This window comes from Cryptosporangium minutisporangium, assembly GCF_039536245.1.
Taxonomy (GTDB): domain Bacteria; phylum Actinomycetota; class Actinomycetes; order Mycobacteriales; family Cryptosporangiaceae; genus Cryptosporangium; species Cryptosporangium minutisporangium.
Window position 1 is genome coordinate 1 of the sequence record NZ_BAAAYN010000131.1, and the last position, 12297, is coordinate 12297.

The window sequence follows — 12297 nt, forward strand, 5'->3', positions numbered from 1 at the left end:
CAGGATCAAGGGGCAAGACCCGCTTGCGTGCCGTGCCGATGGGGATCTGCAGGTAGTCGCACACGTCCTCCAGTGACATCAGCCGATCAACGTCGTTCCCGGAGCCGGCGAGGGAGCCTTGAGACGTGCGTTGGTCAGGCGACTCACGGTTAGCCATGGCGACCGGCCTTCGGACTGAAGACGAGCAGGTCGATGTGCAGTGCGACCCGATCCGGAGTCGCGGCGGCGGCATCGACGATCTGACCTGCCTCCGTGCGGGTGGAGTAGTAGAGGAACTGGTCCTCTCCGCCGGGGGCGCTGATGATCACGATCTGCTGCAGATGGACGAGTCCGGCTGCGGTGGCCGCGGCGCGGAGGCGGTGTTCCTGATCGGTGAAGCGCGCGCCGGGTTGATCTGGGTCGCCGGGGCGCATGATGGCGATCACGCAGGCGTCGCGGGCCATGATCAACCGGCAGACGGTGAACACCTCGATCGGATCGAGGGCACTGGCCTGAGGGCGCCAGCGGAAGGTGACCAGGCTGATGGGCGTGGTCACCAGCGCCAACGGGGCGAGATCTCTGGGCTGCGTGATCGCGAGATACCGGCGATCGGCGGTCGTGACCGCGCGCCGGAGGTCTGGGTCGTCGTCGAAGTCGGCGACCGTCTCGCCGCGACGGGTGTAGACGTCGATGAGTCGGTGCGCGACGCGCGACTCGAAACCGGCCGCGGCTTCGGTAGGAGATTGGGCGGCGTCTCGGACATCGAGTCGCCAGACCGCGATGGGTATCTCGGCGGCGACCACCGCGGACTCGGTGTTCGCGGCGTCGTCGTGGTGCTGCGTGTGGGCAATGCCGTGTGGATCGTGTTGACGTGGAGGCGTCATCGGGCGGGCGGCTCCCGCGCCTGACCGGCCGTGTTCGCGTTGATCAAATGACCAACAGCGGCCCCGACCTAGGCGGGCGCGGCTGGTTGGGTACCCAACAGCGCCCAACAGGTCGTGTATGTGGGGTCCGGCTGTCGATGTGCGGTCTCAGGACTTCCTTGACGGTTCGTCCTCAGCACATGCTTGACGGTTGATGGCCTGACCTGGTTCTGTTCGTCGTCCTTTCTGGAACGATGGCTGGGCGGGTAGTGGATCAGCAGGCGATGGCCGAGTACCGGTATCGAGCCGTCCGGGAGGTCTTGGCCGGGTCGCCGGTGGGGAGGTCGCGGCGCGTTATGGCACGTCGCGGCAGTCGCTTCACACCTGGCGACGCCGGTTCGAGGCCGAGGGCATCCCGGGTCTGAGTGACCGGTCGCGGCGGCCGGCGTCGAGTCCGACCCGGCTGGCGGCGGAGGTCGAAGCGGCGATCTGCGAGCTGCGGCGAAGGCATCTGCGGTGGGGTGCCCGCCGGATCGCTCACGAACTCGCCACCGGCGCGGGGGCCGGGCCGTCGCGAGCGACGGTGCATCGAGTGCTGGCGCGCAACGGCCTGGTCCGGGCGCAGGAGCAGCAGCACAAGCGGATCTATAAGCGCTGGCAGCGCGAGACTCCGATGCACCTGTGGCAGCTGGATCTGGTCGGCGGAATCCGGCTGGCTTCGGGCCGGGAATGCAAGATGGTCACCGGCATCGACGACCACTCGAGGTTCGTGGTGATCGCCGCGGTGGTCGCGGTCCCGTCCGGCCGGGCGGTCGTGGCGGCGTTCCTGGGCGCGTTGCGCCGATTCGGAGCACCGTTCGAGGTGCTCACCGACAACGGCGGCCAGTTCACCGGCCGACACATCAAACCGCAGCCGGTCGAAGTGCTCTTCGAACGCGCCTGCCGGGAGAACGGCATCAACCAGCGGCTGACCAAACCCAAGTCACCGACCACGACCGGAAAGATCGAACGGTTCCACCAGACTCTGCGCCGGGAGTTCCTCGACCATGCCGGTCCGTTCGAATCCACCGCCGCAGCCCAGGCCGCGGTCGACGCCTGGGTGCAGGCCTATAACCATCAACGCCCGCATCAGGCAATCGGGATGGCCACCCCCGCCAGCCTGTTCCGGCCGCACCACCCCAGCGCCGATCAGCAACACAAGGTCGATCAGGCCGTGAAGACGCGTTCGGTCGCCACCGCTGCCGACCCGGTGCAGACGCCGCTGCCGGCTGGCCTCGCGGGCATCGGTGTGATCGAGCCACCCGCCGCTCCGCCGTCGGGCGCCGCGGTCGAATTCGAGCACCGTGTCCCGCCCGGCGGCGAGATCACGATCGTCTCGGGCAAGCAGGCCGTCAGCATCGGCCGCAGCCTCGCCGGTCAGACCGTGACGATCTGGGCGGACCAGCGCAGCATCCACGTCAGCCTCCACGGAGCAGTTCTGCGCACCGCCCCGTCTCGCCTCACCCCTGCTGACCTGGCCTACCTGACGATGCGAGGAGCCCGTCCCGCAGGACCGCCACCCGCCGGTGACGCCCTGCGCCGCCGCGACGGCAGGCCCATCCTCGAACCCGGGCACGCCATCGAAATCCAGCGGCAGGTCCAGCGCGACGGCGTCGTCCGCATCGGCGGCGACACTCATCTCGTCGGCGCCGCCTGGGCCGGCCGCCGCCTCACCCTGCGGCTCGACGGACACCTCATGCACGCCATCGCTGACGGAGCGCTCGTCGGCACCTGGCCCAGCCCACTCAGCCCGCAACGAGCCGCCAAACTCGCCGGCGCGACTACCGCCACCAGCAAACTCCCGCCACCGCCACTGCCCGCCGGATCCATCCGCGCGCTACGGCGCGTCCACGCCCACGGCCGAATCTCGGTCAACAAGCAATGCATCAAGCTCGGCAAACGACACGTCGGGAAACTCGTCACCGTCGTCATCGAAGACACCCACTACCGCGTCCTGCACAACGACGAAGAAATCGCCGTCCGACCCCGCCGCGACACCAGCCCGATCACCCGCCTGCACTCCCGCGGGATGAACACCCAACCCGGCTAGCGGTCAAGCATGTCCTGACGACAACCGGTCAAGCATCTCCTGAGACCGCACACTGACACCGGCCGCGAGAGTCGACCACCGAAGCGCCGACGACTTGCCTCCGGGACCGATCGCCTGGACCCCAATGACCACTCCGTCGGGTCCTCCCGCACCGAAGGTGGACGGCGGGCTCGCTGGGCGCGCACACCAGCGCCCAGCTACCAGATTGAGGTCGACGACCCGTGCATCTGGCTGCCAGTGCCGGAGCCGCAGCGATACTCATGGTGGCCATCGTCCTGGGTGCTCCGAGCGGTCGATGCCCGGCGCTGACGATTGCGTGTTCTGGTTTGCGGCGCGCCGACGAGGTCGCCAGGCGTTACTCGTGGCCGAAGAGTTGTCTACCTTGGCGTAGCCGATGGTGGCTCGCGACGACCCCGTGGTCTCTATCCGCGGTTCTGGGTTCGATCCCCTGCGGTCCACCCGATGACGAGCGAGTTCAATTAGGTCTCAGGGCGAATCTGGCCGCCGAACGGTGTTCGTGGCTCCGTGGCGGCTCCGATGTCAAAGGTCGCTCGAGCGCTGATGGAGCGCGCATCCGCACACTGCTCAGATGAGCCGTCCCCGGGGTTGATCATGCGCCGTGGCCTCCCGTCTTGGCCGCTGCTTGCGTGCGCCGGATTCCAGGCGGTTCGAACTATCCCTTCGCGAGTCGCCGCCCCGGCAACCGACACGACCTATGCCCGTGTGTTGTCCTCATACCAGTGCCATCCTGTTGCCGATGAGATGGAAGATCCGGCTGTCCGAGGCGGGCGTGCACCTGTTCGATCGAGTGTCGGGCGTCAACGTCCTCCTCGATGAGGTCGACGTGCCGTCCGGACAGTTGTCCCGGGCTCCCCGGTACCTCTCGATTGCGCTGACGAATGCCTGCGAGCTGCGCTGTGGCTACTGCTATGCACCGAAGTACGCTGCGGCGCTCGAGTTGAGCCGGGTTGCGTCCTGGGCAGTGGAACTCGACGGCGCTGGGTGCCTAGGGATGGGGTTCGGTGGTGGGGAGCCCACTCTGTACCGGGGCTTCGTCGAGCTCTGCGGGCGGGTGGCCGAGTCGACGTCGATGGCGGTCACGTTCACGACGCACGGACATCGGGTCAGCCCAGGTCTAACCGAGGAGCTGCGCGGTTCCGTGCATTTTGTGAGGCTGTCGGTCGACGGCGTCGGCGCCACGTATGAGCGGCTGCGTGGCCGGTCGTTCGCGGCTGTGACCTCGGCGGCGTCCTTGTTGCGTTCGATCTCTCCGCTCGGTATCAACGCGGTCGTGAACAAGGACACGATCGGTGAGCTCGATGACCTTGTCGCATTCGCCGCGGACGCGGGGGCTTCGGAGCTGTTGCTCTTGCCGGAACAGCCGACGGCGGCCACGTCCGGAATTTCGAACTCTGACGCGGAACGCCTCGGCCAGTGGATACGAACAACCAATGTTCCGATGCAGCTCGCGATCTCACGTACCGGGCTGGACGCGTCCGTGCCGGGCGTCGAGATCATCCCCGGTGAACATCCCTCAGACGCATACCTACACGTCGACGCCGGTGGTGTCCTCCGCGCCAACTCCTACGCGCAGACGGGAACGCCGATCGCGGATTCGATCCTCGATGCCGTGCAGGTTTTGCGGGAGGCGGCATGAGGATTTGGCGCAGCTACGGATCGGAACACTCGATGGACCTCCTACTGATCGGCACATTCATCACGGTCGCCGACGCGGAGGCGGCCATCGAACGCATGGAGGAATTGAAGACTCTTGCAGACCTCGCGTGGTCGGACAGCGACTGGCGGAATCAGAACGAACGGATGCCGCGAACCCTCACGGATGAGCTGGCGCGCCTGGGGCTATACGACATGGGCCGGGCTGATGTTGATAATTATGCGTTCGATCACTCGGTCGAACGCAGCGGTGCGACCGTGCGCATCCGGACTGAGGAGTCTGAGATCCAGGGCTTCGTGAAGCTGGTACTTCACCTTGGAGGGCGGGTCGAGGTGCTGTCCGGCCATCACTGGAACGACGACGGAACGCCGAAGACGGCGACCGGCGGTTGAGCTGCTGATGAACCTGACCGAGCTCGCAGCCCTGCCGGGAGCAGCGGACCGGAACTTCGAGGCGCTTACACGGGCGATCGTCTCCCGCCGCTACGGCAGGTTAGGGCCGCTGCGGGAGCGCCGCAACCAGCCCGGGGTCGAGTTCTACCTCCGAGTCGAGCATTCCGGGGTGCTCGGCGACCCCGGCCGGGTCTGGGGCTGGTCGTGCAAATGGTTCGAGCTGAACGCGAAGCACGAGCTCTCCGGCGGGCAGCGCAAGCTGATCGAGGAATCGGTTGAGAAGGCCGTCAAGTACGTCGACGGGCTCACCGACTTCGTGCTGTGCCTTCCCGAGCGTCCGGCGAAGAAGGACGAGGAGTGGATCGACGGCCTCGGCGCGGCTCACGGGATCACGACGAGGCTCTGGACGACGGAGAACTTCGAGGCGGAACTCGGGGGGTTCGACGAGCTTCGGTCAACCTTCTTCGGGGAGCTTGTTCTGACCCCCGAACTGCTCGCGCGAGCACATGAGCGTTCCGTCGCGCCTGTCACGGCCCGGTGGGTCCCGCTGCTGCATACCGCCAACCATATTGAGCACCGAATAGACCGTGTGCTCCTCCGCCCGGATACGGTCAGTTGGCTCGGCGAGCGCGCCGAGGACATCGCAATCCGAGTGGCGTCGCTACGTGCCGCCTTGGCCAGCATTGACGACGACGACATCCGGTCGGAGGCCGAGCACGTCGCCGGTGACCTGGACTCGTTCGTCGGGGATATGCGGGCGATCGTAGACGCCGCTGGGAATCTCCGGCCCTCCGAAGTCCGCGAGCGTCTCGGTGACCAGCAGCCCCCCGCTACTTCGCCGCGGGCGCTGCGCCGCCTCGTGCTCCAGCTGAGGAAGCTTCGCCTGCCGGCGGCGCTCGACGTGACGGGCCTGGCCGCGGAGATTCGCGACGTCATCCAATGGATCACGGAGACGAGCGCAGCCGCGAACGTTCCGTTGGTCGCGCTCGTGGGGGCAGCCGGGCACGGCAAGACACACCTCGCGGCCCAGCTGACCGCTCCGATAGACCGACCGACAGCCGGGGTCTTTATCCAGGGCGCGAACCTGCGATCCGGCGGGAGCCTCGATGATCTGGCGCGACGGATTCCCGGGCTGAAGATCGACCGCTTCGATGATCTTCTGGAAGCGCTCAACTCGGCCGGTTCCCGGGCTGGCTCCCAGATTCCGTTGATCATCGATGGCCTGAACGAGGCCGAGAAGCCAGCCGAGTGGCGCGGGCTGCTCGCACAACTGACACCCGTACTGGCCGACTATCCCTACGTGAACACCGTCGTCACACTCCGCGAGAAGCTCGCTGAACAGGTAATCCCGGACGCCGCGGCGGCGATGCAACTCGACTGGTACCGGTCGGAGGTCAGCGATCTCGTCACCGCCTACTTCGACTACTACCTGATCAACGCCGCTGGCTCCTGGCTACCGACCAGCCTGTTCGAGAACCCGTTGTTCCTCCGCATGTACTGCGAAGCGGCCAACCATGCTCGCCAAGAGCCGGTCGGCGTCGAGGCGCTCCCGACGTCGCTGATTGGGGTATTCGAACGGTATCGCCAGGTCATGGTCGACCGCCTCGCGGACGATCCGGTTCGGATGAGTATTCCCGCCGATGAAATCCGGCGGCGCCTCGCCGCGCTCGCCGGTGAGATGTGGACCCGGAGGGTCCGACGCCTTCCGGTCGATGACGCAAGGCGGATTCTCGACGCGGGCGAGACAAACTGGGACGAGAGCCTGTTCCGGCGACTGGAAGAGGAAGGTGTCCTTTTCCGCGAGGACGTCGACGGAAGTGAGGACAGCGAGACCGGGTTCGTGTTCGACCTGATCGCGGGTTACTTCATTGCCGACGTGCTGCTCGTCCGGATGCGTCTTTCCGAGGTGGATGAACGGCTCGCGGAGGAAGCCCTGTGGGAGTCGCTCCTCGGGGACGAGGGCCACCCTCTCGGTGAGGACGTCGCGTTCGGACTGGTAGGTCTTGTGCCCCGCCGATTTGCTGCGCATCATCTCTGGAGGTATGCCCCGGAGCATCATCGTCCGTGGGCACTCGCCCAGGAATTGAGTGCCGAAGCCGAGTTTCTCGACGATGGGACGGTCGATGAACTCGCCCGGCTTGTCTCGACTCCTGTTTCAGAGAGTTCGGCGTCGCGCCGACGAGGCGGGCGGGGCGTTTTCGACCGACTCTGGGAACTTCGCAACTCCCCCGCACATCGTCTGAACGCCAACTTCCTGGACCGGGCACTCCGGCAGTTGCCGCTCCCCGAGCGTGACCGCAAGTGGACCGAATGGGTCCGAGAGCACGCGGACGATCTGGTGGTGGCCGACCTCCAGCAGATGATCGAGCGCTGGGCCGCCACCATGGACCGAGCGGCGAGTGACGACCTTGACGGGCTCGCGGTGGCGTGGCTGCTCACATCGACGAATCGACAGGTCCGGGATCTCGCGACGAAGGCGCTGCAACGCTACGGACGTCCGGAACCGAAGCGACTGTTCGAGCTGGCGACCCGGATGCTCGACGTCGACGACCTCTACGTTGTCGAACGAGTCGTCGGTGCTGCGTTCGGAGCCGCCACCGCACACCAGATGCCCGATCCTGGTGGATCGTTCGAGCACGCGTTCGGCCGGTGGCTGGGAGAACTCCGTGACCGCTTCCTGGAGGGCGGTTCTTCGCCCACCTCCTATGAGCTGCTCCGTGGATACGTCAGGGCATCCTTCGAACTTGCTGGGACCCTCCACCCGAACGTGGTTCCCGACGGCGTAAACCCGCTCGCGGTGGTGTTGGCGGCTGTGCCGCCGGCACCAGTGATGGCAGATGACGACCCGAACGCCGCCGAGTGCGACCGCACGTTCGGTATGGATTTCGAGAACTACGTGATCGGGTCCGCTGTAGAGGGCCGGGCGAACTACGACTCCGAGCACCCTGAGTTCCGCCGTGCCCGCGGCGAGGTGATGGCACGCGTCTGGGAACTTGGATGGCGTGCTGCTGTGCTCGGCTCCGTTGATGACGCGATCGCGCGGTACTCGAGCAGGTCGAGTCGGTACAGCGGGAACCGTGCGAAGGTGGAGCGCTACGGCAAGAAGTACGGGTGGATCGCGTACTACGAGCTGATCGGCCGGCGGGATGACGCTGGCCTTGTCCGTGAGCGATGGTGGGGCGGCGGGCGCAACGTCTCCGCCGACATCGACCCCACCTTTCCCGATGAACCACCTCCTGCGCCCGTCCACTTGCCGAAGTGGGCGCCCGGGAGTCCGACTGATGATGCCGAGTGGCTCCGCGGCGGAACGGTGAACGTTCCCGACGAGGTGTGGGCACCTGATGTGCTTCACAGTGTGGCTGGCGAATGGCTGCTTGTCGAGGGTTATTTGACGCACGATGGCGGCGGCCGGACGGTGTTCGGGTTCTTCCGGACGTTCCTGCTGGAGTCCGATGATGTCGAGTCCGCCGTCACGCTCGCAGGGGCCATTGACTATCCAGGCAATGACTTCTTCTCCGCACTGCCGACCGTCCGGGGCGTGTTCGCCGGGGAAATGCCGTGGAGCCCCAGGTTCGAAGTGCGCTACGGCAACGGTACGGAGGTTGACGACGATCAATATAACCTCCATCCCCGTCCGTCCATTGGCGCGGACTGGCAGAAAGAAGGAATCAAGGCGGGCCAGGTCGCCGTGACGCTCGAAGCCCCGGAAGGCAAGTCGCCGGCAGGGCTGAAAGGCTCGTATGATGTACCTTCGTTTGAATTCGCTGCTCGATTCGGACTTCGCCAACTGCCCGGGACACTGGACCTCGTCGGGCTCGACGGCATGAGAGCCTCAGTGGCCTTCCGCGGCGCGGAGCCCTGGCGTGGGCATCTGCTCTACATTCGCCGCGACCTCCTCGTACAGTTCGCCGGCCACCACAAAATTGTGCAGATCGCTTGGGGTGAACGCCAGGTAGCCGTCGAATGGAGCTCCCCACCCGCCTGGGCCCGGGCGACGTACGAAACCTATGGGCACGTCTGGCGCCACATCAGGGTGCTCAACGACAACTAAATCAACGATCGATCTGTCGACGCTGCATCCAAGGATCGTCAGCGCAGGTCGACTCACCGCTGGCGTGCTCGCGGGACAGCCACGGGCAGCATGTCGCTTTGTGCGAACGCGAACGGAGGTCGCCCAGTGCGCCGGACCTGTAACCTGCGCGGCATATGTCGCAGCGACGCGGAGACCAACTGGGCGAGGTCAAGGCGCGACAGCTAAACCGCCAACTGGACGACACTCAGTACCTCGACACCCGACGAGCCGGACCAACCGACACGTTCTTTCCTTCGTGGACTTTATGTGTTCGTTCTCTTCGATCTGAGCGGGGAAGTTCGGATGGCCCGCCGGTTCGATCTCGAAGCCCTCGACTGGGCTGGCCGGCCAGGACTTCGGGTCAGTAGACCGTGTCACGCCGCAGCTGGCGTTGAGCGCAGATTGGCTGCATCAATGGCGTCTGGGCCTAGCACAGAAACGGCTTGACGTGGGTGGCTAGCGCCGAGGCAAGCTGCACCGGCGTGGCGTTGCCGATCTGTCGTGCGATCTCCATTTTGGAACCGCACCAGAGATAGTCATCCGGGAATCCTTGCAGCCGGGCCGCTTCGCGATGAGTGATAGCGCGATCCGCATCTGGGTGGAGGTACCTGCCCTTCTCCGGAGCGAAGAACTCGGTACGAATGGCGGGCGCGGGCCTGTCCCAATGCATGCGACCCATGACGTTGGCGGCACGGGTATCCCTTGCTTTCAGTGCGTGTAGTGGGAGCAGCTCCTGTGGGAGGTCTCGCATGTCGCCGCCGGGCGGGATGTGCCCGTAACGGCGAAGTGCCAGGTCGGTATAACGGCGTCCGAGGTGCAGGTCCACGCTCCGATAGGCTCCCCGGACCGTCTGGCCGAAGCACGCAAAAGCGCTCTCCGGAAGATCGAGCCCGGTGCTCACGACCGGCACATCCCCGATGGCGTTCCTCACCGTGCGAAATTCGGCCTCCGTCATGTGCTGAGTGGGCATCGGGATCGGGCCGACACTTGAACCGATGACGACGAGGCGACGTCGCTCCTGCGGAACGCCGAAGTGCGGGGCGAACATGACGCCGTAAGCGATGTCGTAGCGTCGGAGACTGCCTCGATCGAACTCGGCCAAGAACTCGTGGAAGTCGCTCGCCTGGCGGAACTGCGGCGGAGCGTCCATGACGAAGACCTGAGGCCGCACTTGCGCAACGACCCGCACGAATTCCTTCCACAAGGCATTGCGGGGATCGTCGACGCGGCCGCGCCCCCGTGCGTTGGCTGGTTGGAACGGAGGGCTGCCGACGACAACGTCGGCGTGCGGGACAGCATTCGGAGGCAGGTGCCGGATGTCACTCCAGTGGATTGTCGATGTGCCGAAGTTAGCTGCGTACGTGGCTGCCGAGGCGAGGTGGTCCTCGATGGCGAAAACCGGGGCATATCCCATGTAGGCGAACCCAGTGGTCATCCCACCGCTGCCGGCGAACAGATCCGCAACCGTCGCGCGAGCGGGCGCTTGGCTCGTGTCGAAGACGGGCAAGCTGAGTTGGGCCGATGAAGCAGCCCGCGACGAGCGGACGCGAACCGAGGCAGCGGTTCGGCGGACCGTGCTGCTGGCCGGCGTCGAATCGGCGGTCGGAGGGGAAAGCGCGATGCGGCCCACCACGATAGGCGTGCTGCCGGCCTCGCGGTAGCGCGAAGCGACGTACAGCGACCCCGCGGGACCACGGCAGAAGTCGGCGATCGACCCTTCTGGGGCGAGGTCGACGACCGGTGTGTGCTGGCCGGACCCAAGGCGCTCGCGGACGAGCGTGACGTCATCGCGTGCCCCGATGACCGCGCCGTCGATCACAACGAGGCCTGCCGACGTGATTTTCGCCGCGGTGCGTTGGCGGGGCTTTCCGGCGCGTGTGTCGGTGAGCACCAGCTCGCTGCCGACGGTCAACAGATCCACGTCCCCCACCCAGGCCGGCGAACTGGCCGCAGCCTCCAGGTGCCCTAAGTCGTGGCGCACCTCCTCGCCGAGGACATCGCCGAGTCGGCTGATGGACGCGCCTGGCCGACTGTCCGCTTCGCCGCCAGCGAAGGCCCAGACGGAGCCGTCCGGATGCGGAACAAGGTGGGTGTTGCCGAACATTCCGCCAGCGACCACCGCCAGCTGATCCTCGCTGTAGTGGCCGACACCGTGGCCTCGGGTGAAGAGCACTGACCCGTCCTGCTGCACAAGTGCGCGGTGATGGCAGCCCGACACTGGTGCGGCCCACCAGGTCTGGCCCTCTCGAGGATCGATGGCAAGAATCCCTTGCTCAGTGGTGACAATCACCTGATCATCAGGACCGGCCGTCATGCCGGGTTGGAAGGAGTCCGGGAGAGCGAAGAGCACCTCCTCGATCGCATCGCCTGACCGGGTCAGCCTGCCGTCGGGGATCCAGCTCGGTGCGCCGAAGGCCACGGTCGGTGGCTCTTCACCAGGGCCGATCAAGCCGAGCAACGGTGCGTACGCCTCGCCCTCGAAGGCTGCATGGCTCAGCAAGAGCCCTAGGAGTTCCAGCGGCGGGACCAGGCCGCTGAGCATGGCTTCGAAGTGAACCTTGTCGAGCAGCAGGACTTCGAGGCGGTCGCCATCGCTGATGTCGGCCAAGGCTTCTGGGGTGTAGCCGGCCATCGACACGAATAGCCCGAGGGTGCCTGCGAGGCGCTGGCGGACTCTCTTCTGTAGCTTGGCGATTTGACCGGTGTCGGCTGGCTTCTTCTTCCATTTTGCTTCGACGAGGTAGTGCTTGTTGTCAACGACGAAGGCGACATCGATCTCCCCTTTGGAGCGGACCGATGTTCGTGCGTCGATGCCCCAGCAGCGCAGCGTGGCCGCGATGAGCTCGTTGAAGCGCTGTCCACGTAGCTGCGGTGTGTAACCATCCAGCCGCCGTAGCTGGTCGTACTCGGCGATCAGCGACTGCAGCTGCGTTCCACTTGGCACCTGGACATTCTGACCGCCGCCGTCGGCAGCGTCGAATGCAACGGGTCCTACTGGCCCTTTGGAGAGCGACGACGTGCTTTAAGGCATCCGTGGCCGTGACAGCTCGGCGGCCGGGACGGAGCTCAGGGGATCACCGCGAACAATGCGACGTCGGCGCCGATGCCCGCCGCCCATGGCGTGTTTCGGGAGGCCAAGGCCAGGCGGCGCCCCAGCGGATGCATCTGTCAAGATCGGATAGTGGCGGGTGATACGACTTCGTGGTGTTGCGTGCCGGGTTTGATGG

At 66.0% G+C, this 12297-nt stretch carries 5 protein-coding genes and 1 pseudogene; 4 read left to right on the forward strand and 2 right to left on the reverse strand.

The window, feature by feature from the left end; genetic code table 11:
* Positions 1–149 precede the first annotated feature (149 nt).
* Entirely contained in the window at positions 150–863 is a 714-nt protein-coding gene (locus tag ABEB28_RS42755; protein WP_345734036.1) for a hypothetical protein, read from the reverse strand.
* Positions 864–1096: 233 nt separating this feature from the next.
* Between ABEB28_RS42755 and ABEB28_RS42760 the strand changes: the two are divergent.
* The 4 genes and pseudogenes from ABEB28_RS42760 (at position 1097) to ABEB28_RS42775 (ending at position 9049) form a co-directional block, all read left to right on the forward strand.
* A pseudogene (locus ABEB28_RS42760) lies at positions 1097–2931 on the forward strand (IS481 family transposase).
* Positions 2932–3739: 808 nt separating this feature from the next.
* Positions 3740–4588, forward strand: coding sequence for a radical SAM protein (locus tag ABEB28_RS42765; RefSeq protein ID WP_345734037.1), 849 nt, complete (start codon positions 3740–3742; stop codon positions 4586–4588).
* Between the two features lie 32 nt (positions 4589–4620).
* The gene (locus tag ABEB28_RS42770) at positions 4621–4998 is read left to right on the forward strand and encodes a DUF6375 family protein (RefSeq protein ID WP_345734038.1); all 378 of its coding nucleotides are present in this window, start codon (positions 4621–4623) and stop codon (positions 4996–4998) included.
* Positions 4999–5005: 7 nt separating this feature from the next.
* Positions 5006–9049 (forward strand): NACHT domain-containing protein, encoded by a 4044-nt coding sequence (locus tag ABEB28_RS42775; RefSeq protein WP_345734039.1) that lies wholly within the window; start codon positions 5006–5008, stop codon positions 9047–9049.
* Between the two features lie 448 nt (positions 9050–9497).
* Here ABEB28_RS42775 and dcm read toward each other — a convergent pair whose 3' ends face one another.
* Positions 9498–12014 (reverse strand): DNA (cytosine-5-)-methyltransferase, encoded by a 2517-nt coding sequence (gene dcm / locus ABEB28_RS42780; RefSeq protein WP_345734040.1) that lies wholly within the window; start codon positions 12012–12014, stop codon positions 9498–9500.
* Positions 12015–12297: the final 283 nt, after the last annotated feature.

What these genes read in the sequence shown, in the direction of transcription:
- ABEB28_RS42770 (WP_345734038.1), top strand. Translation starts at nt 4,621, where the DNA reads ATGGACCTCCTACTGATCGGCACATTCATCACGGTCGCCGACGCGGAG.
- ABEB28_RS42775 (WP_345734039.1), top strand. Translation starts at nt 5,006, where the DNA reads ATGAACCTGACCGAGCTCGCAGCCCTGCCGGGAGCAGCGGACCGGAAC.
- ABEB28_RS42755 (WP_345734036.1), bottom strand. Translation starts at nt 863, where the DNA reads ATGACGCCTCCACGTCAACACGATCCACACGGCATTGCCCACACGCAG.